The following is a 24,453-nucleotide window of genomic DNA, read 5'->3' as shown; positions in this document are numbered from 1 at the left end:
TGTTTTTTTGATTTGACAGACATTCTTACCCCGTACCAACTCTTTCCACAATTCAATCAATATTACCTTGTCCAGTCCATCTTCCCTATGGTAAACTAATAGTAATGTTATGTTCGTATCAGGAGGTGGGACTCATGCACACAATACTCGTCACTTTACTTATTATCGTATCCATAGCACTTATTGCTCTTGTATTACTTCAATCAGGTAAAAGTGCTGGACTTTCAGGGGCCATCTCTGGTGGTGCAGAACAACTTTTCGGGAAACAAAAAGCGCGTGGTATTGACTTAGTACTGCACAGAATCACAATCGTATTATCGGTACTATTCTTCGTACTAACCATCGCCATCGTAGCTATCTAATACGAACAAAAACCTGATCATTAAAGGTCAGGTTTTTTTATTTACAAGCGAAATATTGGATTGTCTGTCCAATGTTTGCTAAAAATAGAGAAGAAGAGTGGTCTAAACGATCGTTTAGTGGAACGAAGCCTGTAATAGCAAGCTTCTTCGATACTAATCAAACGTTTGTTTATACTAAAATCCACTAATAATCAGATTACATAACAACATCATTTAAACATAAATGGAGCTTGTTAAATCAAGAGTTCAGCCTGTTTAAAATGAGATAAAAGGAGTCATAAAGATGAAAACCGTATTACCAAAACCATTTACATTCGAAGCAGGTCCGAGAGCTGTATTGCTGCTTCACGGATTCACGGGAAATTCAGCAGACGTCCGGATGCTTGGACGCTTCTTGGAAAAGAAGGGCTATTCATCACACGCCCCCCACTATAAAGGACACGGTGTTCCACCGGAAGAATTAGTCCATACAGGGCCTGAAGATTGGTGGAAGGATGTCATGGAAGGCTATGAGCATTTAAAGAGTAAGGGATACGGGGAGATTGCGGTTGCCGGCCTTTCTCTTGGAGGGGTATTTTCTCTCAAATTAGGTTACACTGTACCTGTAAAGGGTATTGTCCCTATGTGTGCGCCAATGTATATAAAAAGTGAAGACGTAATGTATAAAGGGGTTGTCGATTACGCCCGTGAATTTAAAAAGTTTGAAGGAAAACCGGAAGACCAAATTGAAAAAGAAATAGAAGAGTTTAAGAAAACGCCTATGAATACTCTGAAGTCCCTGCAGGAATTGATTGCAGACGTACGTGAAAACGTGGACATGATCTATTCACCGACGTTCGTCATACAGGCAAGGCATGATCATATGATCAATACGGATTCTGCAAATATCATTTACGACAACGTAGAGTCGGATGAGAAAGAGATCAAGTGGTACGAAGAGTCCGGTCATGTCATTACATTGGATAAAGAAAAAGAACAGCTTCATGAAGACGTCTACGATTTCTTGGAGAAATTGGATTGGACGGTTTGATGAATTCGATGATCAGGAGGGATTGTCATGGACGAAAATATTAAAGTGCATGTGGATAGGCTCCTTTCTTATATGAAGGAAGAAGCATACAAACCATTGACGGTGCAGGAGCTTGAAGAAGCATTCGGAATTGAAGGGTCCACGAATTTCAAGGATTTTGTCAAAGCACTTGTCGTAATGGAAGAAAAGGGGCTTGTCGTACGCACAAGAAGCAATCGCTACGGCCTGCCTGAGAAAATGAATCTGGTAAGAGGGAAAGTATCCGCTCATGCAAAAGGATTTGCGTTTGTGATACCGGAAGAATCCGGAATGGACGATATCTTCATCCCTCCTAATGAAACGAATAACGCCATGCATGGCGATATTGTATTAGTAAGAGTTTCCACCTCTTCTTCAGGTTCAAGAAGAGAAGGGACCGTCGTCCGCATTGTCGAACGCGGCGTCGATCAGATGGTCGGTACGTTCACGGAAAGCAAGCATTTCGGTTTTGTCATTCCTGATGATAAAAAGTTTGCAAGCGACATCTTCATCCCGAAATCTGCGCAAATGGGGGCAGCTGAAGGACATAAGGTCGTCGTAAAGCTGACTTCTTATCCTGAGGGACGCAAGAGTGCTGAAGGGGAAGTCATCGAAATCCTCGGTCATAAAAATGATCCTGGAGTCGATATTCTGTCGATCATCCATAAGCACGGGATTGACGTTGAATTTCCTGAAGAGGTCATGGATCAGGCGAATAAGGTGCCGAGTGAAATCGACGAATCGGAAATTCCAAACCGGAAAGATCTCCGCGATCAGACCATCGTCACGATCGATGGCGCAGATGCCAAGGATCTGGATGATGCCGTAACAGTGACGAAACTGGATAACGGGAATTACAAGCTTGGGGTACATATCGCAGACGTAACGTACTATGTCAAAGAGAGCTCCCCGATCGATCAGGAAGCATTTGATAGAGGGACGTCGGTCTATCTCGTAGACCGGGTCATCCCGATGATTCCGCATCGGTTATCCAACGGGATTTGTTCCCTAAATCCAAAGGTTGACCGTTTAACGTTATCATGTGATATGGAAATTTCACCTGAAGGCGATGTCGTCAAACATGAAATCTTCCAGAGTGTCATTAAGACGACAGAACGGATGACCTATTCTGACGTTAATAAGATTCTGGTCGATAAAGATGAAGCGCTCCGCACAAAATATGAGCCTTTGGTGCCGATGTTCGAGGAGATGGAGGACCTGGCTCAGGTTCTACGTACCAAGCGGATGAAGCGCGGGGCCATCGACTTTGATTTCAAAGAAGCGAAAGTATTGGTGAATGAAGAAGGGGAACCGACGGAAGTCGTCCTTCGTGAGCGTTCAGTGGCAGAGAAGCTGATCGAAGAATTCATGCTGGTGGCCAATGAGACGGTTGCTGAACATTTCCACTGGATGGAAGTGCCATTCATCTACCGTATCCATGAAGATCCGAAAGAAGATAAGCTTCAGCGCTTCTTCGAGTTCATCACTAATTTCGGGTTGATCGTGAAAGGAACAGCCAACAGCATCCATCCTCGTGCCCTTCAGGAAATAGTCGAAGACGTACAGGGTGAGCCGGAAGAAATGGTCGTTTCGACGATGATGCTTCGTTCCATGCAACAGGCGAAATACGATCCTGAAAGCCTTGGTCACTTCGGACTTGCGACTGAGTTCTATACTCATTTCACATCCCCGATCCGTCGTTATCCTGACTTGATCGTTCACCGTTTGATCAGAACTTATTTGATTGAAGGGAAAATCGATCAGGCCACCCGTGAAAAATGGGGTGCGCAAATGGGTCATATCGCGGAACACACATCAAGCCGTGAGCGCCGTGCAGTGGACGCAGAGCGTGAAACCGATGAACTGAAAAAAGCAGAGTACATGGAAGACAAAGTGGGAGAGGAATACGACGGCATCATCAGCTCCGTTACGAATTTCGGACTGTTCGTCGAATTGCCGAATACCATTGAGGGTCTTGTCCATGTAAGCTATATGACGGACGATTACTACCGGTTTGATGAACGCCATCTTGCCATGATCGGTGAAAGGACTGCCAATGTATTCCGGATTGGTGATGAAATCACGGTTCGTGTCGTAAGCGTCAATAAAGATGAGCGTGCCATTGATTTCGAAATCGTTGGCATGAAAGGGAAGCGCAAAGAGCGCGAAGGCCGTGTCCGTTCGATTTCGTCAGATCAAGGAAAATCAAACCGAGGGAAATCGAATCGTTCTTCTTCCGGTAAAAAGGACGGGGAATGGTCAACGCGTCCACCAAAAAATAATAAAAAGAAAAAAACAAATAAAAAGCATTTTGAAAATGCACCGAGAAGCAAACGCAAAAAGAAGAAGTAACAGGTTCAGGAGCAACGGGACATCCTTTGCTCCTTTTCTCTTCAGAGTGTAACGATACAATTTTTCTTGGAAATATGAGATAATAATGAGTAAACTGATGGAGATGACTAGGGGGATTCCAATGCCAAAGGGAGAAGGCAAGCTTATTGCCCAAAATAAGAAAGCACGTCATGACTATGCCGTAGAAGAAACATATGAGGCGGGTCTTGTGCTGCAAGGGACAGAAATCAAAGCGATCCGGGGCGGTCGTGTGAACTTGAAGGATTCTTTTGCCCGTGTTCAAAATGGAGAAATCTTCGTTCATAATATGCATATCAGTCCATATGAACAGGGAAATCGTTTTAATCATGAGCCGCTTAGAACACGTAAGCTGCTGCTTCATAAGAAGCAAATCAACAAACTGATCGGTGATTCAAAAGAAGCCGGGTATTCAATCGTTCCACTGAAGCTATACATCAAGAATGGTGTAGCGAAGCTTCTGATCGGGCTGGCACGCGGTAAGAAGAAGTATGATAAACGTGAAGACTTGAAACGTAAAGAAGCGAACCGTTCCATCCAAAGGGAACTGGCTCAGCGCCAAAAAGGAATGTAATACTACAGATTTCCGGAATCTGGCATTTGCAATTATCTCAGGATTTGTTATACTAGTATATGTCGCAAGGAAATCAAGCGGCAGTAAGAACAATTGAATAAGTGACTTACACGCTGAACTTATTCTTTCCCGTTCTTCCCTTTCTATCATGGGGACGTTACGGATTCGACAGGGATAGTTCGAGCTTAGGTCGCGAGCCGTAGGGGTCGTCTACGTTAAAACGCCAAAGCCAATAATAACTGGCAAAACTAACAATAACCTAGCTTTAGCAGCGTAATAGCGCTTTAGCTGTTCCTCCCTCCATCGCCTATGTGGTAGGGTAAGGGACTCACTCTTAGTAGGCTACGCCGGAGTCCACCGTCTGAGGACAAAGGAAGAGACCAATCAGACTAGCTGCACGGACGCCCGTCGATAGGCAGAAGCTGTAGCGAACTTGCGAATATATCGACTACGCTCGTAGACGCTTAAGTGGCGATGTTTCTGGACGTGGGTTCGATTAGTTCATAGTCGCCTTGTGTGGTAACACATAAGTGAAAATTTGGCTTTATCGGTGAAACCTAAGTCACACCCAGTGTGATAAGGCAATGCCGAGCGGTATGTGGAGCAATCCAACAGCCGTGTATCGACTTATAGGCTGCCGAAGATCGGTAGTACTAGGATGCGGAATCCTATCTGAGAACAGATAAATTTATATTTCGCATAATACGCCAAAGGACCTGAAACTACAAGGTTCAAGATATAGTCAGTGCCATGTCGAAAGCATGGAAGTGCACGTCCCACCGTCTCCACCAAATACATATTTGGTGGTTTTTTATTTGGGGTTTTATTGATACTCCTTTCCTATTTTTTAATTAAGTTAGCCATGTTCCTGTTTTAAAAGGAACATGGCTTTTTGGTGTTTGGGATTGGTTTTAGATATAAAATAACCTAAATCCGTTTAAACGCATTTTAACGGGATATAGTAAAAGTGTATCCAATAACCAAATTAATGGGAGGAATGAAAAAATGTCACATGAAAAGTATCAATCTGCCATCAAAGCACTGCATGCGTGCATGGAAGCTTGTAACCACTGTTATGATTCCTGCTTAAAAGAAGAAGATATCAACATGATGAAAGGATGCATCCGGTTAGATCGTGAATGTGCGGATATGTGTGCATACTTAGAACAGTCCTTAGTGAGAGGGACACCATTTGCGGCTGAACTCGCCCAGGTGTGTGCGAAGATATGTGAAACATGCGGGGAAGAATGTAAGAAGCATGATCATGATCATTGTCAAAAATGTGCGGATGCCTGCTTTAACTGTGCAGAAGAGTGTAAAAAAATCGCCTAACATGCACACTTGAGCAAGTGATCACCAGTTAAATAAACCTAAGAGATGATCCTTTAACGGGATCATTTTTTTTTGCCAGAGTTTATAGAAAACCACCAGTGGTACAGAATAAAGACACAGTACCTGAGCAAAAGATCTTTTTTACATATACCCAACTCAATCTGTTGACTAAAATCGATTACAGTTGTAAACTATAAATATAAATCGATTACAAATGTAAACGTAAGAGAGGTGTTCACCCTTGCCCGAAGAAGAAAAACCGGAAATCACGGATTCTGAATGGGAAGTGATGAGAGTCGTCTGGACTCTGAAAGAAGTGACCAGTAAAGAAATAAGTGCCGTCCTTCAGGAAAAGAAAGAGTGGAAACCGGCTACGACGAAAACCTTTATTGGGCGCCTGGTCAAAAAAGGGATGCTGACAACCGAAAAAATCGGAAACCGGTTCATTTACAGGCCGGGAGTCAGTGAAGAAGAAAGCCTTAAGACTTTGAAGTCAGGATTATTCACCCATATATGCAGCCGGGCGGTGGGGAAGACGATTGCCGACCTGATTGGAGAGGCAACGCTGAGTCATGATGATATCGCTCTTCTTGAACAAGTTTTACAAACCAAGAAGAAAGATGCTGTCGATGAAATCGCATGTAATTGCGTACCCGGACAATGTACCTGTAAAAAAGATCACGGCATGAACTGCCATCATTAAAAATTAAAGGAGTGTTTTTGCAATGGAAAAAACATTATTAAACGTATCTGGAATGACATGTGGGAATTGTGTAAAAAAAGTAGAGACTGTTTTGAATGAACTGGACGGAGTAGAAAAAGCCAAAGTTGATCTCGAGAATGGTGCGGCTAAGGTAAAGTATGACGAATCGAAGCAATCACCAGACAGTTTAAGTAAAGCGGTGTCTGATGCGGGATATCAAACAGAACCTGCAAAATAAAAGGTGGTTAACACAATGACGGAAAAAACATTGAACATCGAAGGGATGACATGTGCCTCTTGTTCACAGGCTGTTGAGAAAGCAACGAAGAAACTGGCTGGGGTTCAACAAGCAAACGTCAATCTTGCAACGGAGAAATTGAATATAACCTATGATGAAAGCGAACTCTCACTTGAAGAGATCAAGCAAGCCGTGGATGACGCAGGTTATAAGGCAGTCACAGAAATAGAGAAAAAGACCTTCAGCGTGACGGGCATGACATGCGCTTCCTGTGTGCAAACGGTCGAAAAGGCGACAAGAAAATTGGATGGTGTTAAGGAATCGACGGTCAATATGGCAACCGAGAAAATGGTCATTGAGTATGAGCCTGCCGTCGTTACCGTGTCGGATATCAAGGGAGCGGTTTCCGATGCCGGATATGAAGCACATGAGGACACGGACTCGGAAGAATCAGTGGACGAAGACAGAGACAAGAAAGAAGAGCACATCAAGACGATGTGGAAACGCTTCTGGGTTTCAGCTGTCTTCACGGTTCCCTTGCTCCTGGTATCCATGGGGCATATGTTTGGCATGCCTCTGCCCGATGCGATCGATCCGATGGTGAACCCGACTGGATTTGCATTGATACAACTGGTTCTTACAATTCCTGTCGTAGCGATGGGGAAACCATTTTTCACCGTAGGGTTTAAGACGCTTTCCAAACGGCATCCCAATATGGATTCATTGGTGGCGCTCGGAACTGGGGCAGCGTTCTTCTACAGCTTGTTTGCAACCATCATGATTATCACAGGTAGTGAAGGCTATTCACAGAATCTCTATTTTGAATCGGCTGCCGTCATCCTAACCCTCATTACATTAGGGAAGTATTTCGAGGCCCTTTCAAAAGGGAAAACGTCTGAAGCGATCAAGAAGCTGATGGGGCTCGCTCCTAAGACAGCCACCGTCGTAAGAGATGGAGCGGAAGTCGAGATTTCAGTTAAAGAAGTGGAAGTCGGAGATATCATCATCGTGAAGCCTGGTGAAAAGATACCGGTGGATGGAGTGGTGACAGAAGGAAAAACCTCTGTTGATGAAGCGATGCTGACAGGGGAAAGCATCCCTGTAGAGAAAACCAGTGGCTCGAACGTCATCGGTGCGAGCATTAATAAAAACGGCACCATCCGATACGAGGCGACGAAAGTCGGAAAAGATACGGCATTATCGCAGATCATCAAGCTGGTGGAAGATGCTCAAGGCTCAAATGCCCCTATTGCTAAAATGGCGGACGTCATTTCGGGATATTTTGTACCCATCGTCATCGTTCTCGCCATTCTATCCGGGGCCGCCTGGTATATTTCAGGGGAGTCAGGCCTCTTTGCCTTCACGATTGCCATTTCGATTTTAGTCATCGCCTGTCCTTGTGCTCTTGGACTCGCCACACCTACGGCGATCATGGTCGGTACGGGAAAGGGCGCTGAAAATGGGGTCCTGATTAAAAGCGGCGGAGCCCTTGAAGCGACCCATAAAATAGATACCATCGTGTTTGATAAAACCGGTACCATCACGGAAGGAAAGCCTGTAGTGACGGATATCGTGACGTCAGAAGGAATGTCAGAAGAAGAGCTTCTGATCCTTGCTGCTTCAGCAGAAAAAGGTTCTGAGCATCCACTTGGCGAAGCGATTGTCCGTGAGGCGGAGGAGAGAGGATTCGCCACTCGCAAAACCGATTTCTTTGATGCCATTACGGGACAGGGAATTGAAGTGACGGTCGAAGGAGACGATCTGTTGCTCGGAAATCGCAAGTTGATGGATGAAAATGACGTCGAAGTCGGGGAACTGGCGGAAGTTTCCGACCGCTTGGCAGCCGAGGGGAAAACGCCGATGTATATCGCCGTCGAAGAGGAAGTTGCGGGCATCATTGCCGTCGCAGACACTGTAAAAGAAACGAGTTTCAAAGCGATTGAAAAGCTTCACAGAATGGGGCTCCAAGTGGCGATGATCACGGGAGACAACAAGCGGACAGCGGAAGCGATCGCAAGAGAAGTAGGGATCGACCGCGTGCTGAGTGAAGTACTGCCTGAAGACAAAGCGAATGAAGTCAAGAAGCTTCAGGAAGAAGGAAGAAAAGTGGCGATGGTGGGGGACGGGATTAATGACGCTCCCGCCCTTGCGCAAGCTGATATCGGAATCGCCATCGGTTCCGGTACGGATGTGGCCATGGAGTCGGCAGACATCGTCCTGATGAGAAGTGACCTAATGGACGTACCGACAGCCGTTGAGCTGAGTAAAGCGACCATAAGGAACATCAAGCAGAATCTTTTCTGGGCATTTGGCTATAACATCCTTGGCATTCCCATTGCCATGGGAATCCTTTACCTGTTCGGCGGACCGTTACTTAATCCAATGATCGCAGGAGCCGCCATGAGCTTCAGCTCCGTATCCGTCTTGCTGAACGCCCTTCGATTGAAAGGATTCAAACCATCAGGACTATGATTTTAACGACTTTCATAAAGAGGGTCTGCGTTTATTCACAGGACCTCTAACTAATGGAATCAGATAAAGGATTGAAATATCTTATTCTTAGATAATTTTTTAATTTGATTTGTGAAATGTATTTGTGAAATATTCTAAAAAATCAACCTTTAAAACGCTCTCAATGTTATTCTCAGATAACGTTGAGAGTTATTTTTTTATCCATTGAGCAATTCTTTCCAACATTGTTACCGTTCTGTGAATAAAATGCGTCGAAATTTCGAAAATCTGTTTAAAAATGAAGTTATGAAGGGTACCTGATTAGAGAATTTGATAGTATAGGTCTACGAGAGTAAATTCTACATAAAGGAAGGTGATTTCTTTTGTTTAATAAATTTAAACCGTATTTAATTGTCTTAATAAGTCTTATTTCGTTATTTTTCATCATTATTTTCAGTACGGATAGCGAATTAATCATCCTGGATCCCAAAGGACCGGTGGGAGCCGTTCAAAAAGATCTAATTATGTTGTCCATCTACTATATGATTGCCATTATGGTTGTTGTACTTGGATTCTTTACAATCATATTATTCAAGTATCGAAGCAGTAAGAAGAATAGTGACTATAAACCGGATATGCACGGAAGTACATTCCTTGAGATCATTTGGACGTTGATTCCTGTCCTGATCGTCGTCGCATTATCCATCCCGAATACAAAGGCCCTTTATGAATTGAGGAACGCACCGGAAGCGACCTCTCATAAAGACCCGATCGTGATCCATGCGACGGCTGTCGATTGGAAATGGATCTTCAGTTATCCTGAAGAAGGAATTGAAACCGTAAACTATGTCAATGTCCCTGAGGATCATCCGATTCTTTTCAAAGTAACCGCAGCTGATTCCATGGCTTCCTTCTGGGTGCCGCAAATCGGCGGGCAGATCTATGGAATGCCTGGAATGGTCAATGACTTATATCTGCAGGCTGATGAGCCAGGAACGTATGATGGAAGAAATTCCAACTTCACTGGTGAAGGAATGACCCACCAAACGTTTGATTTTGTTGCGATGAAAAAAGACAAATATGAAGATTGGGTAGAAGATGCTCAAGACGAACCGAAACTGACGGAAGATACGTATGAAAAACTGATGCTTCCTGAAACGGTCGAAAAGATGACGTTTTCTTCCACTCACTTAGCATTTGTCAATCACGCCAAAAACCCTGAATATGCCTTGGCGATACGTGAGAAATACGGCTTGGATATCACGGTCGATGGAGCAGATCTAGATGCTAAATCGGTTCATGGCAACATGGATATGGAAGGCCATGAAGGCATGGACCATGACGATATGAAGAAAAAAGATCAAGATGACGACCATGAAGATCATGGCGGTCACGAGCACTAAGAAGGGAGGACTTTACATGTTTGATTTTATTAAGGATAATCTGATCCTTAACGATCCGTTGATTCTGGGAGCCAACATTTCAATCGTTTTCACCGTAATCGGAATCGTTGCAGTCCTCACTTATTTTAAAAAGTGGAAATGGCTGTGGAACGACTGGATCACAAGCGTTGATCATAAAAAAATCGGGATTATGTATATCCTGGCTGCACTTGTCATGCTCTTCCGTGGAGGGGTCGATGCACTCTTGATGAGGGCACAACTGACAGTGCCGAATAATTCATTCTTAACATCCGAGCATTACAATGAAATCTTTACGACTCATGGTACGATCATGATCCTGTTCATGGCAATGCCATTCTTACTTGGATTGATGAACGTGGTCGTTCCTTTGCAGATCGGTGCAAGGGACGTAGCCTTCCCTTATTTGAATAACCTGAGTTTCTGGTCATTCATGTTCGGGGCAATCCTTTTCAATATTTCATTCGTATTCGGTGGTTCACCGAATGCAGGTTGGACGAACTACGCACCGCTTGCGATTGAAGGTAGTCCTGGACCGGGTATTAACTATTACCTGTTGGGCTTACAGATATCGGGGATTGGTACGTTGCTGACCGGGATTAACTTTGTCGTCACCATCATCAAGATGCGTGCGCCTGGCATGACGCTTCTTCGCATGCCGATGTTCACATGGACAACGTTGATCACGGCTTTCATCATCGTGTTTGCTTTCCCGATTTTGACTGTCACATTAGCACTGATGACATTTGACCGTATCTTCGGTTCCCACTTCTTCACACTGACGGATGGTGGTAATCCGATGCTTTGGTCAAACCTATTCTGGCTATGGGGGCACCCGGAAGTATATATCGTTATATTGCCGGCTTTCGGTATTTTCTCAGAGATCATTGCTACATTTGCACGAAAAACACTATTTGGATATAAATCTATGATTATCTCACTTGTTGCGATTTCTGGATTAAGTTTCGTTGTGTGGGTCCATCACTTCTTTACAATGGGTGGAAGCGCCGCTGTGAACAGTGTATTCTCGATTTCAACGATGGCGATTGCCATTCCGACGGGAATCAAGATATTCAACTGGCTTGGTACGTTATTTAAAGGTAAAATCGAATTTACTGTCCCGATGTTATGGTCTGTTGCGTTTATTCCGACATTCCTGATCGGTGGGGTGACAGGGGTTATGCTTGGAATGGCTGCAGCCGATTTCCAATATCACAATAACTACTTCCTGGTTGCTCACTTCCACTATACGTTGATTGCCGGTGTCGTATTTGCCTGCTTCGCAGGACTTACTTACTGGTATCCTAAGATGTTCGGTCACAAGATGAATGAACCGATCGGCAGATGGGCTTTCTGGTTCTTCTCCATCGGATTCAATCTTTGTTTCTTACCGCAGTTCGTTTTAGGATTTGCAGGTATGCCAAGACGTGTGTACACGTATGGACCTGAAGACGGCTGGACATCATTGAATATGATTTCTTCCGTCGGAGCTTTCGGAATGGGAGTCGGATTTATGATTCTCGTGTACGGAATCTACTACAGCTTCCGTTTTGCCAAGAGGGAAACAACAGGTGACGCATGGGATGGACGTACCCTTGAATGGGCGACCAGCTCAGCGATCCCGCCTCATTACAACTTTGCACATGTTCCTGAAGTGAAGAGTCATGATGCATTTTATGATATGAAGCAAGAAGGAAGAAAGATGGTTCCTGATAACTTTGATTACAAACCGATCCACATGCCAAGTAATGCCGGAACACCTTTCATAATGTCCGCGCTGTTCTTCGTTGCAGGATTTGGTTTAGTGTTCGAACTGTTCTGGATGGCGATCATGGCGCTTGTCGGTATCTTCGGATGCATGGCATTCCGTTCATTGATGTCACACAAGCAGGATGAAGGTTATTATGTAAGTGTGGAAGAAATAGAAAAGACTGAAAATCCGTATAAGAGGGAGGCGTGAGCATGGCACATAGTACGAATATAGATCCAAACACGCCGCTTGAATATCAATCCGATATCGGTAAGCTGAACATATTCGGATTCTGGGTTTTCCTTGGCGCGGAAATCGCATTGTTTGCCACTATTTTCGCAACATTCTTCGCCCTTAAAGCAGGGACGATGGGTGGCCCGCTTCCAAGTGAAGTGTTTGATATGAAGAATACGATCATCATGACGCTTTTACTATTAATCAGTAGTTTCACGTCTGGTCTATCAATAAATGAATTACGAAAAAGAAATGTCAAATCCATGATGGTTTGGCTGATCATCACATTATTATTTGGACTCGGATTCCTTTACATGGAAATCACCGAATTCATCCATTTGATTCATGAAGGAGCTGCCATGGGCACGAACGCATTCTGGTCATCGTTCTATTTACTGACCGGGACGCATGGTCTCCACGTATCAGTGGGTATCCTGTGGATTCTTCTCGTCATGTTCCAGGTGAAGAACCGGGGATTGAATCCTGATACCGCTAAAAAACTATTTGTATCCAGCTTGTATTGGCACTTTCTGGACTTTGTCTGGATCTTCGTGTTCACAAGCGTGTACTTATTAGGGATGGTGGGATAATGTCACAACATACGAATCATAGTGGATTGCCTTGGACTCAGATCATTGGATTTATCTTATCGATTGCGTTGACGTTCTTAGCCGTCTGGTTTGGACTTTATACGAATATGGCATATGAACTGATCGTAGCCATCGTATTCGTCCTGGCATTCATACAGGCTGCTATCCAGCTCTTCATGTTCATGCACGTGACGGAAGGTGAAGGCAAATGGCAGGTAGGTAAGATGATGTCGGCGGCATTTATCGCGATTGTCATCGTGGCCGGATCTGTCTGGGTACTAAGCAATATGCATTAAAATGGAAAAAGAAGCTGTTGGACATTTCAACAGCTTCTTTTTTTTATGTTCGTGTATTGTTACCCTTCATGATCTTCGTAATTAAATTGCCATTGAATGCCGAATTTATCGGTGACTTGACCGTACAGCTTGCTCCAGAATGTTTCCTGAAGCTCCATATCCACCTTACCGCCTTCTTTCAACTTGTGGAAACGGGACGTCAATTTTTCAGGATCATCGCTTACCAGGGCAAGGGTGATGTTGTTACCTTCTACAAAAGGCATGTTGGGAAAAACATCGGAAAACATAACATTACTGCCATCGATGGTGAGTCGTGTATGTAGGACCAGATTTTTTGCTTCTTCCGGCAGGGGATAGTCAGGATGTGGTGGTGCCTCAGCGAACGTCATGATCTGTGGTGGTTCGGTTTCAAATACTTCAGCATAATACTCTGCCGCTGCCCGGCAATTGCCATTGAAATTCAGGTAAACATTGACCGACATATACAACACTCCTAAAATTGAGATGGGTATTCTTCTGTATTTTAACATCTTTGTAGTCGTATGAAATGATAAAAATTAGAAAAGTCAAAAAATATAACCTCAAAAAACCCCATCTTGCCTACTGGCGAAAGGGGTTTTAAGAATCGTATCAAGCTTTTAATTCTCTCAGGATATTGATGCCAAACATCAGTATACCAACTGTCGTAAGGACCCCGCCTGAGGCAATCACCGGCACGACCGCTTCATTTCCAAGTACAAACAGGAATAATCCGATCATCATCAGTGGCAAACCGATATTATGGAGCCAGAAATGAGCTTTGGCCAATTTGGTAGTCGATACAGCAGGGAATAAGTGATAAATGAGACCTGCAAGCGTCAGTGCCGTCCAGCCCAATAAGTTTATATGAACATGAACCGGGGCCAGGGTGTAGTCATGGACCATGGACATATAGAGCCCGATACATACACCGATCATAAAGTAGACGACTGAAATTTTAATCAGTTTGATCCCCATTTTAATCATCCTCCTTTTCACTGGTAATATATGAGTATTTTGACCCCTATAGAACGTCTCTTACGGAGTTTGCATAATAAAAGATGAACCATTCGTCTTCTAAAATGAGGAAAGCTCTTATCAGAAAATTGAAAGCGCTTTTTTGGAATTTTTGAAATTAATGGTTTTGTCCTTAAATCGTTGCCTACTTCGGCTCAAATTGATAGAATCATCAATTAGAGACAGCTAATCCGAATACGGGGAGTAGAGAAATGATAAACGTCACTAGTGGATTTAGAATAGAAAAAGATTTCCTCGGGGAAAAAGAAGTACCTGAAGATGTATACTATGGAATACAAACGTTGAGGGCCGTGGAGAACTTCCCGGTCACAGGTTATAAAATTCATAAAGAGATGATCGATGCCCTGGCAGTCGTAAAGAAAGCGGCCGCACTGGCCAATATGGAAACCACCCGCCTTTATGACGGAATCGGTCAAGCCATCGTGCAGGCATCCGATGAAATCCTGGAAGGCAAGCTTCATGAATTCTTTATCGTCGATCCCATTCAAGGTGGGGCAGGCACATCCATCAACATGAATGCCAATGAGGTCATTGCCAACCGCGCACTTGAGCTCATGTCCCATCGAAAAGGTGAGTACGGGAAAATAAGTCCGAACAGTCATGTGAATATGTCACAGTCAACCAATGACGTATTCCCGACAGTCATCCATATTTCAACACTGAAACTACTAGAGAAGCTGTTGGACACAATGGAACACATGCTGAACGCCTTTAGACAGAAAGCCAAGGAGTTCGATCCCGTCATTAAGATGGGTCGTACCCATCTGCAGGACGCTGTTCCAATTCGTCTAGGACAAGAGTTTGAGGCGTATAGCAGAGTAGTGGAACGGGATATCAAACGCATCGGGCGTACCCGTGAGCATCTGTATGAAGTGAATATGGGGGCCACGGCTGTAGGAACCGGCTTGAATGCGGACCCTGTCTATATCAAGAGCGTCGTCAAGCATCTGGCTGACATTAGCGGGTTGCCATTAACCGGGGCAGAGCATCTGGTAGATGCCACACAAAACACCGATGCCTACACAGAAGTTTCGGCTGCATTGAAGGTATGTATGACGAACATGTCCAAAATCGCCAATGATCTGCGTTTAATGGCTTCAGGACCGCGTGCCGGTCTTGGTGAAATTTCACTGCCAGCAAGACAGCCTGGTTCTTCGATCATGCCGGGTAAAGTGAATCCGGTCATGCCGGAACTGATCAATCAGGTAGCCTTTCAGGTGATGGGGAATGATCAGACCATCTCCCTGGCATCAGAAGCAGGTCAGCTTGAACTGAACGTAATGGAACCTGTTCTCGTATTCAATCTCCTTCAATCCATCAGCATCATGAACAATGCGTTCAGAAGCTTTACGGACAATTGTCTTGTGGGAATTGAAGCGAATGAGACGCGTATGAAGGAATATGTGGAAAACAGCGTTGGCATCATTACGGCTGTCAATCCGCACCTGGGATATGAAGTCGTATCCAGAATCGCAAGGGAAGCCATTCTAAAAGGGAAATCAGTAAGAGAGCTTTGCCTTGAGTATGATGTTCTGACTGAAGAAGAGCTTGATCTGATCTTGAATCCTTATGAAATGACGAATCCGGGGATTGCGGGTCGCGTGCTTTTTGATCGTGAATAAGTGATATGGAAACGTTCCGTTATGAATGACGGAGCGTTTTTTTTTATATAATCCTTTTCTGCCTCCAGTTGGGATAATTATATAGGTTGAAGGAACCGGGTGTTTATTCCTTTTTTTGAACAAAGCGAGAATATTTCAATTTGATTCTCTGAATATCCAGTATTTATATAGGTGCAAAGACCTTTTAAGTCGTGCCAGCTGTCTTAAAAAACCCCAAGTTCTCATTGATCACTTCTTAGTATAATAGGAGTAGAAAACGATATCACAATAATAATAGACAACGCGTTAGACCTGTTGTTTCCTTTCTACTACAGCATCCTGGAGGTTGAGACATGAACATTGGGGAATGTATGAAATACTACCGAATCTATAAGGGCATGACCCAGAAACAAGTAGGGGATGGCATTTGTACCCCGGGACATATTAGTAAAATTGAAAGCGGTCACCTGCACGTGACGAAAGAAAAGCTGGATCTCTTTAATCGAAGGCTCGGGATCAATATTGAAAATGAACGGAAGTCATATGAGAAATTACAAAAGGACCTGGGTATGTGGCACGATGCCATGATCAAGCAGATCAATGGGAAAGTGGAATTATTGAAAGAAACGATTGAACAGAATCCCCTTGTGAAGATTGAAACATTGAACGGTACATATAAACTCCTCAAAGCCCGCTATCTGATGGGGAAGGGGGATGTCCAGCAGGCAGCCTTTCTATTTAACCAGTTTTCCATTAAACGATTGTCCTATTATATGAGGGAGTTTGACCATCACTTATACTATCACTTCAAAGGAATGTTCGAGCTACTGAAGGGTGATGCCAGAGATGCCATCATACTTTTACAAAAAATTGACGCAAAAATATATACAAATTTCGAATATCACTTCCACATGGCTCTGGCCTATCAACAAATGGATCAACATGAGTTGGCCATTCACCATGGGGAGGTTTCCCTTCATCACTTTAAGGAAACGTTCAATTTCACCCGCTGCATTGATGCTGCTACGATTCAACTGGTTTCGGAATTTACAATGCGGAAATGGAATCTTGAAGATCTGGAAATCAAGCATAAAGAATTGATACAGCATTGTGATAATCTGCATGATCATAGAAGAAAAGCGATCCTGTATATGAACTTGGGGAATGTATATCGTGATGTGAAGAATGACAGGAAGGCAAAGGAAGCCTTTCAAATGGCGGATCGCCTCTCGGTGATTCCGAAAGCCATAGGGGAAGGCGCCACCATTCTTGAATCGTGGGTATAAAGTATAGAGAAAGTGGCAAGGACATAAGAGTTTAGTTAAATGAAAATCCGAACGATCATCGACATACTTTTTGAAATCGACGTCGTTCGGATTTGTCATTTAGCTGTTTACGTAAATGCTCTGCTTTGGGATATAGTGAGTAGTGGTTGATTTGCGCTCCGGGTGCTCGGTTTCCGCGGGGCTGGGCGAGCCGCCTCCGCTTTTCGTACTGTCCAGCATTTCCCGCCGGAGTCGAGCACCTTCCACTCCAATCAACTTTCTGGGCGTAAGTGATTTACTATAACAGGGTAGTGACGAAATTGCTACACCATGGCATACCCCATCTCTTATCCTATTAGTTGCAGTGACAGATTAGAGTTAGTAAAAAGGAATACTATTCCTTACCTAAACTATAGTCTGTGTATGAATAACTACAACCATGGTGAAACGGGACTTTTAATATTATTGCTAAAGCATATACACTGTATGAAGCTGGATCTAGCTTTTGATTGGAGTGCAAGACGAAGACTCCTACGGGAAAAGCGGAATAGGTGAGACCCCGCAGGAGCGTTAGCGACGAGGAGGCTTGCCTTCCGCCCGAGGAAAGCGAAGTCTTGCAAGGAAATCAAAAGCGGTGTACCAAGTGATCCTAACTAATTTTTTGATTGTTCGACTTTAGAGGAAATGGATTTAGATATGTTCCAGCCTCTTTTTACGTGTTTTCATTGGCGGATGGATAGAATTTATTTTCGATCTTCTTATACTCCTCAAGGTTCTTGGTGAATCGTGCCAGTTTATGGACTTCCTGCAGGAGAAAGGTCTTATCCAATTCATAGATGACTTCTCTTTCAATATGGTCAATGGTATTGCAGGCAAATCCCCAAATGTCCTGATGCTTGGATGGTTGAATGGATTCTGCAATGAGGGCAAGTGCCCGCACAATGTCCGTGATGATCAAATGATTGTCTTTTGCATAGTGTCGTATATAGCCAAACCCCCGATACAGGTAATAATCAAACGGTTCGGATTGGAGAATGACCCGGATCCTTCCTTCCTCATCGATCAGATAAGGGGTGAAGGATAGGTGATCCTCTATTGTCAGCATGAGGTCTGCCATCTGATCGATGGTATTAGAGGCCGTTTTAGGGTCATCATTCCCAAGTGATTTGATGGCAACTTCGGCCAGCTTGTGAATCCCCATTTGCAAGTCTTGGATTTCAGTTTCTTTATGGCCCATTTCAATGAAGTCGAGGTAGAAATTTGTTGAAATATCCTTTGTGTCCGGTCCCCATATGCTCACGATTTCATTCCCGGCCAAAACGTAGTCCCCGACTTTATAATGAAGTTGAATGACGAGGTTCTCAGTCTTTGCCCGTTGAATCATTCCTTGAAAATCGATTAATTGGATATAGCCCGATCCCCTGGAACTCACGTGAATAATATTCTGTTTATACTGATCCATCGTATCGCCATGTTCTGTCGTACGATGGGTCTCCAAATCTTTTTTAAGCGTCTGGTTGATCATCACTTCAGAAACCTGTTTCATATTGTATGTGATATTATGGACCTGCATCCACGTTGACGCATGATTAATGAAGAATATGAACGTGAGGGCAGACAGGAACGCCAGTCCGATCGTCATGACCGGGGCAGCAACAAACATTTCCTTCTTTGAATTTCCGATAAAAAGGAAAAGGAGGAGTACATAAACGAAACTCCCATTGAAAATGCCAAGGGCGTGCTGCGTTTGTTTATCCGAAATGAAATCCAACAGCATCCTTGGTGAAAATTGTCCACTGAACATCGTCAGCACGACGAGCAGGGAGTTAAGTGTAAAAGCACTGAGTGTCAGGATGCCTCCTATAAGTGTGCTCACCAGCATTCGTGTGACCGATGCATCCATGCTTAACACATCAGACGTGTACTGTGACACTTCAAGATAAAGATCTAAATAAAGGGTGAAGGCGACCATAAGCAAGGACAGGCATATGTATATAAAGGGCATATACCAAATGGTCAGCCTGATTTCATGCATACGCTGCCGTTTTGACATGAGCAAATATTTTCTGATGGATAAAGGGAGCATCTTTTTCAACATGATCGAAATGGTTCCTTTCTAGTAAATGGATATGGGTTAGTTTTCCCTCTCTAACACGGTTAAAACGTCCTATGAACAAAAAGATTAGTAGAAACGGGATTATTCTGGACTAAACCGATCGGAAATATCCTTTCCTGAATCACTAGAAAGAATTTTTAAAAAATAACAAAAATTCTATTGACGGAGTGGTGAATCCCCTATATAATCCAATTCATACTCAAATATCAAGTGAAAACATAACGTTATATCTCTTATCAAGAGCGGCGGAGGGATAGGCCCGATGAAGCCCGGCAACCTGCAGGATCAGTCTGTAAAGGTGCCAATTCCTACAGATTCCATGTGGATCTGGAAGATAAGGGGAGGAGCATGATCAATTAGCCCTCTTCTTACAAGAAGAGGGCTTTTCTGTATACCCTCTTTCTTTCCACCACGCCTTCAGACAGGAATCGTACGTGTATGTAAATCCGGAAAAAGGAGGCTGAATGATGTCAGCGATAAATGTAGCGCTTCTGGGCTTTGGAACAGTTGGTCAAGGGGTCTGTGAAGCCATTGATACTCATCAGGAGAGATTGAAAGAAGTACTCGGTAAAGAGGTGAAGGTAAGGGCCATCCTCATCAAGGATCCCACTAAGCAAAGGGAAATCGACCCGTCCATTTTGGTCACGACAGAATATAAAGACATTCTCGACATCCCTGACCTTCACGTGGTTTTTGAAGCCATAGTGGGAGAAGAACCGACTTATACGTATGTAACACAAGCAATCGAGAAGGGGATTCACGTCATAACGGCCAATAAAGCCATGTTTGCAAAATTCGGTCCCGACCTTTTGAAGAAGGCATTAATTAATGGGGTATCCCTTGGTTTCGAAGCGACCACAGCCGGGGGGATCCCGGTCATCGGCACCATCCGTCAGCTCTTGAAGGTAAATGAAATCACAAGCATTCAAGGCATATTGAATGGGACCTCCAACTTCATTCTATCTCAAATGAGGAAACGGGGACTTTCCTTTGAAACGGCACTAAAGCAGTCTCAAGAGAAGGGATATGCCGAAGCGGATCCAACGAGCGACATAGAAGGATATGATGCATTTTATAAGCTGCTGATTTTAAGTCAGACCGCCTTTGGCAGGCAGCCGGACTGGAAGGATATCAGGCGGAAAGGAATTACACACTTGACGGCAGAATGGCTGCAGGCGGCCGAGTCCTTCAGATTGCGATTTAAGCATGTGGGGTCTCTGGAACTGGACGGATACAATCGCATCAGGGGAGGGGTAGAGCCGATCCTTGTCCATGACACCCATCCGTTTTACGGGGTGGAGGACGTGGAAAACGCGATATCCCTTAAAGGGAGTCTGGTAGGGAGAATCACACTGCTGGGTCCCGGAGCGGGGAAATATCCGACTGGAAGCGCCATGGTGGAGGATTTTCTCTCCCTGATAGAGGGGAAATATACCGTCTCTCCCGAAAAGACGGAGAAGAGGGAAGATACGCAAGAAGAAAGCATCAAGCAATGGGTCCTGCGGTTCCAGGAAAAAGAGGAGTATCAAAGCTGGATTACCAAGTTCACCTTAAAGGACCGCATTCAGCTTGGAAAATACCTTTACGTCTTTGTCGAAGGAAGAAAAGAAGACCTCCAATCCCTTCTTCACTCACATGAACACATTCAGGCTGTATCGATCTTAAACGAAATACCTCTTGAAAATGAAGTGCAGGAAGGAATGGTTGTTTCATGACCGCTTTAGAAAAAGCGAAATCTGATAGAAAGTAGGGGGATCACTTGAGTATCATTGTTCAGAAATTTGGTGGGACCTCTGTAGGTTCTACGGATCGAATGAAGCGGGTGGCAGGTCATATTGTGAAGGAAAAAGAAAAGGGGAATGACGTCGTGGTAGTCGTATCGGCGATGGCCAATACGACGGATACCCTTGTTAAACTGGCAGGGGAACTTTCTGATTATCCCGGTAAAAGAGAGATGGATATGCTCCTCGCAACTGGTGAGCAGGTCACGATCTCCCTTCTGACGATGGCCCTCGAGCATAGAGGGATGAAAGCCGTGAGCCTGACAGGTCGGCAGGCGGGGATCCGGACCGATGCAGTGTTCGGCAATGCAAAGATCACTTCCATTGATACAGGAAGGATAAAAGAGGAGTTATCCAATGGGAAAATCGTGGTGGTGGCAGGTTTTCAAGGTGTAACCGAAGAAGGGGAGCTCACCACTCTGGGCAGGGGCGGATCCGATACGTCGGCTGCTGCACTGGCTTCAGCCCTGAATGCGGATCGGTGCGACATTTATACGGACGTGGACGGGGTGTATACTTCCGACCCGAGAGTGGTTCCACGGGCTGCCAAAATCGACGGCCTATCCTATACTGACATGCTCCGGTTTGCCACGATGGGAGCCAATGTCCTGCATCCGAGAGCGATTAAACATGCAAAGGAACACGGAGTACCTTTGATTGTCCGTTCCAGTTTAAAAGAGGGGCGGGGAACCGTCATCAGCGGGAAAGTCCAAAGAAATGATGCCATCGTAGGAGTTGCCCTCCAGGAAGAAATCTCTGTCCTTACGATCCATGGCTCCGATGGAGGGGAATCCTTGATTCTCTACGATCTTGATTCTCACCATATTGAAACAGAAAGGATCAAGCATCGACAAGACCTGGCCCTGATCATAAAAGATCAGGATGTTCCCCTGGTAAAAAAAATCGTCAGTCAGTATAGCCAGGCTTACTCTACTTTTGACATAAGGGAAGATTTATCGAAGGTATGTGTGATTGGAAGCATCCAGTCTTCAGGGGAAGTAAAAGAAAAGGTGACGAATGTATTTCATGATTACCATATAGGGAAGGTTTCGGTGTGGGAATCGTCAGTGGGCTTAAGCACCATTGTCGATCGCTCTGATGTTGAAAAGGCCGCAAGAATCCTTCATATGCACTTTGGGTTGGATTATATTGAATCAAAAAGGGCGATTTTATAAAGGGAAGAAGTGTATAGTTCGCTCTATACACTTCTTTCTTTATGGGGTGATCGATACCGGAGTCCCGACCGGTACGATTTTTGAGAGCTCTTCCACGTCTTTGTTATTCATCCTGATACACCCTTTGGATACCGCTTTCCCTATGGAGGCAGGGTTATTTGTTCCGTGGATCCCATAGCTTTCGTTGGATAAGCTCATCCACATCGTGCCAAAGGGCCCCCCGGGATTCGGTGCTTTATTGATGATGATGAATTCCCCGATAGGCGTTTCGAACAGGACCCTTCCGACTGCAATGGGGTATTCTTTCACTTGGACCCCATCTTTGAATAGTCGAAGAGTCCGGTTGTTAACAGACACTTGAATTCTGTAGGGATTTCCCGTTGTATCGGGGATTCCTGGGATGTTGATCGTCTGTCCCGGGTATAGTTGATCCGGGTCGATACCGGGATTAGCCTTCAGGATGTCAGCCAGGGGGGTCCTGAAATCCCTTGATATCTGATTAAGAGTTTCTCCTGTCTTTACGGTGTGGATCAATGGGACCAAACCTCCTTTTTCACTTTCTTATCATTCTATTCTATGTATGAGGCGGAAAGTGGTTCAATGAGCTAACCCCAAAAAAGCCCGCATCCATGAAGGTGCGGGCATTAGAGTCCAGATCATTGAGGTAGGTTTTGCTGCGGGACAGTTGTATAGCTCTGCAGCATGAGGGTCATATCCTGTGCATTCAGTTGGGGAACCTGATAATACCCGTGCTTATTTTGGTAAAGGAAAATTTCATAACTCATTTCAATGAAATTCGGTACACTGTCTGCAACAACACGGCGAAGCACGGGATTTGTCATCTCGAGAGCCGTCATGGCAAGGAGTGTGGCCAGGGATTTCGTCTGTCCCAGCATATAAGCGGACAAGCCTTTATCGGAAAGCTCCTGCACGGATTGATTCGGTTTTTTTGGTGCTCCGGGTTTGATACCATAAGTGGTCGTATGGTTTTGGGTCATTTGGTATTGTTGTGTCGGGACTACAGGGTCTTGTCCGGTCGAGAAGCTTCCTACAATGGTATTGTACATGGTCGTCACGAAGTCGGTCTGGCGCTTGACCATATCTTTCAATTCCGGGTCCTGAATGTGCTGATCATACATTTGATATTGGTCGAGCATGCTGATGATCCCAGCGATGACTTCATGGGCATCAAAGAGCTCGTGACCTCCGTGGTCTTGGCTTTGGGTGTTCATCATATTCGGCGGCATCTTCGCGCCAGGTTGCGGCATCCCGTTTGATTGACCTTGGTTATTCATATATATTCCTCCTCTAATGGTTTCGATGATTAGAATAACCCCGAAAAATAAAATTATGTATGACTAAGTCGGGGTTGGTCTAATACTTCCTGGCATGTCCGAATACAATAGGGAGAAGTCAACTCGAAGGTGGTTTGAATATGAGTATATTTTTTAGCTATATCGTCTTAGGGTTATCCCTGTCTGCACCTATGGGACCGATCAACGCCGCCCAATTGGACAAGGGGCTCCGATTCGGTTTCTTTCATGCCTGGCTTGTTGGAGTCGGGGGGATGGCGGCAGACGCCATCTTCATGCTCCTTATTTATTTTGGATTGGCTCAATTCATTGATACACCGTTGATAAAACTATGTTTATGGATCTTTGGTTTTATAATATTGACGTATACGGGAATCGAAAGCATCCAAAAGTCGGGTACCCTCACATCTTCCTCACATCCATCGCAGAATGAGTCGAAAGGAAAAGCGTTCCGGACGGGTTTCTTTATGGCGATTTCGAATCCGTTAAGCATCTTATTCTGGCTTGGAATCTATGGATCGATTCTCGCACAGACGTCCAGAGCATATGAATCCTCGCAGCTTTTCTTGTATAGTTTGGGAATATTTCTGGGAATAACCCTTTGGGATGTGACGATGGCTTTTGTTGCGACGGGGGCAAGGAAACTGGTGAGTCCCCTCATCCTGAGGATCATTTCCATCATATCGGGTACCGTTCTGATGGGGTTTGGCATTTATTTCGGCGTAGAGGCCTGTCGCATATTATTTGGTTAGACAGACACCCAATTGGCGCCCTCCT

At 44.5% G+C, this 24,453-nt stretch carries 22 protein-coding genes, 1 other RNA gene and 1 riboswitch; of the genes, 18 read left to right on the top strand and 5 right to left on the bottom strand.

The annotated features are described in order from the left end of the window. Nucleotides 1-134: 134 nt before the first annotated feature. The 13 genes from secG (at nucleotide 135) to qoxD (ending at nucleotide 13,369) form a co-directional block, all read left to right on the top strand. Entirely contained in the window at nucleotides 135-362 is a 228-nt protein-coding gene (secG, locus tag NQ095_RS05035; RefSeq protein ID WP_060672588.1) for a preprotein translocase subunit SecG, read from the top strand. Nucleotides 363-645: 283 nt separating this feature from the next. Beyond that, the gene (locus tag NQ095_RS05030; protein WP_258262383.1) at nucleotides 646-1,392 is read left to right on the top strand and encodes an alpha/beta hydrolase; all 747 of its coding nucleotides are present in this window, start codon (nucleotides 646-648) and stop codon (nucleotides 1,390-1,392) included. Nucleotides 1,393-1,419: 27 nt separating this feature from the next. Next, nucleotides 1,420-3,762: a ribonuclease R gene (gene rnr / locus NQ095_RS05025; protein WP_258262382.1), complete on the top strand. Its 2,343-nt coding sequence runs from the start codon at nucleotides 1,420-1,422 to the stop codon at nucleotides 3,760-3,762. A 121-nt stretch (nucleotides 3,763-3,883) separates the two neighbouring features. After that, entirely contained in the window at nucleotides 3,884-4,354 is a 471-nt protein-coding gene (gene smpB / locus NQ095_RS05020) for an SsrA-binding protein SmpB (protein WP_044338267.1), read from the top strand. Nucleotides 4,355-4,512: 158 nt separating this feature from the next. Beyond that, nucleotides 4,513-4,853, top strand: a transfer-messenger RNA (tmRNA) gene (gene ssrA / locus NQ095_RS05015). 506 nt (nucleotides 4,854-5,359) lie between these two features. After that, complete coding sequence (locus NQ095_RS05010; protein WP_258262381.1) at nucleotides 5,360-5,686, top strand: four-helix bundle copper-binding protein; 327 nt, start codon at nucleotides 5,360-5,362, stop codon at nucleotides 5,684-5,686. A gap of 241 nt (nucleotides 5,687-5,927) precedes the next feature. Beyond that, on the top strand, nucleotides 5,928-6,389 hold the full coding sequence (locus NQ095_RS05005) for a CopY/TcrY family copper transport repressor (protein ID WP_258262380.1): 462 nt from the start codon (nucleotides 5,928-5,930) through the stop codon (nucleotides 6,387-6,389). 22 nt (nucleotides 6,390-6,411) lie between these two features. After that, entirely contained in the window at nucleotides 6,412-6,627 is a 216-nt protein-coding gene (locus tag NQ095_RS05000; protein WP_098439095.1) for a heavy-metal-associated domain-containing protein, read from the top strand. 15 nt (nucleotides 6,628-6,642) lie between these two features. Next, complete coding sequence (locus NQ095_RS04995; RefSeq protein ID WP_258262379.1) at nucleotides 6,643-9,099, top strand: heavy metal translocating P-type ATPase; 2,457 nt, start codon at nucleotides 6,643-6,645, stop codon at nucleotides 9,097-9,099. A gap of 362 nt (nucleotides 9,100-9,461) precedes the next feature. Beyond that, a complete protein-coding gene (gene qoxA, locus NQ095_RS04990; protein ID WP_258262378.1) occupies nucleotides 9,462-10,481 on the top strand; it encodes a cytochrome aa3 quinol oxidase subunit II in 1,020 nt (339 codons plus the stop codon). Nucleotides 10,482-10,497: 16 nt separating this feature from the next. Then, complete coding sequence (gene qoxB, locus NQ095_RS04985; RefSeq protein ID WP_258262377.1) at nucleotides 10,498-12,459, top strand: cytochrome aa3 quinol oxidase subunit I; 1,962 nt, start codon at nucleotides 10,498-10,500, stop codon at nucleotides 12,457-12,459. A 2-nt stretch (nucleotides 12,460-12,461) separates the two neighbouring features. After that, entirely contained in the window at nucleotides 12,462-13,073 is a 612-nt protein-coding gene (gene qoxC, locus NQ095_RS04980; RefSeq protein WP_258262376.1) for a cytochrome aa3 quinol oxidase subunit III, read from the top strand. Next, nucleotides 13,073-13,369, top strand: a complete 297-nt coding sequence (gene qoxD, locus NQ095_RS04975; protein ID WP_060672612.1) for a cytochrome aa3 quinol oxidase subunit IV — start codon at nucleotides 13,073-13,075, stop codon at nucleotides 13,367-13,369. Before qoxC ends, qoxD begins: the two co-directional genes overlap by 1 nt. Nucleotides 13,370-13,428: 59 nt before the next feature. Here qoxD and NQ095_RS04970 read toward each other — a convergent pair whose 3' ends face one another. Continuing rightward, the gene (locus NQ095_RS04970; RefSeq protein WP_258262375.1) at nucleotides 13,429-13,851 is read right to left on the bottom strand and encodes a VOC family protein; all 423 of its coding nucleotides are present in this window, start codon (nucleotides 13,849-13,851) and stop codon (nucleotides 13,429-13,431) included. A gap of 148 nt (nucleotides 13,852-13,999) precedes the next feature. Next, the gene (locus tag NQ095_RS04965) at nucleotides 14,000-14,365 is read right to left on the bottom strand and encodes a cytochrome-c oxidase (protein ID WP_258262374.1); all 366 of its coding nucleotides are present in this window, start codon (nucleotides 14,363-14,365) and stop codon (nucleotides 14,000-14,002) included. A gap of 251 nt (nucleotides 14,366-14,616) precedes the next feature. On the opposite strand from NQ095_RS04965, the gene aspA reads away from it, so the two are divergent. Beyond that, entirely contained in the window at nucleotides 14,617-16,047 is a 1,431-nt protein-coding gene (gene aspA / locus NQ095_RS04960; RefSeq protein WP_258262373.1) for an aspartate ammonia-lyase, read from the top strand. Between the two features lie 332 nt (nucleotides 16,048-16,379). Continuing rightward, a complete protein-coding gene (locus NQ095_RS04955; protein WP_258262372.1) occupies nucleotides 16,380-17,312 on the top strand; it encodes a helix-turn-helix domain-containing protein in 933 nt (310 codons plus the stop codon). A gap of 691 nt (nucleotides 17,313-18,003) precedes the next feature. Here the strand turns inward: NQ095_RS04955 and NQ095_RS04950 are convergent. Further along, a complete protein-coding gene (locus tag NQ095_RS04950; RefSeq protein WP_258262371.1) occupies nucleotides 18,004-19,389 on the bottom strand; it encodes a DUF2254 domain-containing protein in 1,386 nt (461 codons plus the stop codon). Nucleotides 19,390-19,637: 248 nt separating this feature from the next. Continuing rightward, a riboswitch (SAM riboswitch) is annotated at nucleotides 19,638-19,748 on the top strand. 123 nt (nucleotides 19,749-19,871) lie between these two features. On the opposite strand from NQ095_RS04950, the gene NQ095_RS04945 reads away from it, so the two are divergent. Further along, on the top strand, nucleotides 19,872-21,122 hold the full coding sequence (locus tag NQ095_RS04945; protein ID WP_258262370.1) for a homoserine dehydrogenase: 1,251 nt from the start codon (nucleotides 19,872-19,874) through the stop codon (nucleotides 21,120-21,122). Between the two features lie 44 nt (nucleotides 21,123-21,166). After that, nucleotides 21,167-22,363 (top strand): aspartate kinase, encoded by a 1,197-nt coding sequence (locus NQ095_RS04940; RefSeq protein ID WP_258262369.1) that lies wholly within the window; start codon nucleotides 21,167-21,169, stop codon nucleotides 22,361-22,363. A gap of 39 nt (nucleotides 22,364-22,402) precedes the next feature. Here the strand turns inward: NQ095_RS04940 and NQ095_RS04935 are convergent, their stop codons facing one another. Together NQ095_RS04935 and NQ095_RS04930 are read right to left on the bottom strand one after the other, a co-directional pair. Next, the gene (locus NQ095_RS04935; protein ID WP_258262368.1) at nucleotides 22,403-22,897 is read right to left on the bottom strand and encodes a L,D-transpeptidase family protein; all 495 of its coding nucleotides are present in this window, start codon (nucleotides 22,895-22,897) and stop codon (nucleotides 22,403-22,405) included. A gap of 122 nt (nucleotides 22,898-23,019) precedes the next feature. After that, complete coding sequence (locus NQ095_RS04930; protein ID WP_375162810.1) at nucleotides 23,020-23,658, bottom strand: spore coat protein; 639 nt, start codon at nucleotides 23,656-23,658, stop codon at nucleotides 23,020-23,022. Between the two features lie 140 nt (nucleotides 23,659-23,798). Between NQ095_RS04930 and NQ095_RS04925 the strand changes: the two genes are divergently transcribed. Next, nucleotides 23,799-24,428, top strand: coding sequence for a LysE family translocator (locus tag NQ095_RS04925; RefSeq protein WP_258262367.1), 630 nt, complete (start codon nucleotides 23,799-23,801; stop codon nucleotides 24,426-24,428). Nucleotides 24,429-24,453: the final 25 nt, after the last annotated feature.

Source organism: Rossellomorea sp. SC111 (assembly GCF_024733565.1).
GTDB lineage: Bacteria > Bacillota > Bacilli > Bacillales > Bacillaceae_B > Rossellomorea.
The sequence above is the reverse complement of the archived record's forward strand: the minus strand, read 5'-3'. Positions and strand labels throughout refer to the sequence as shown.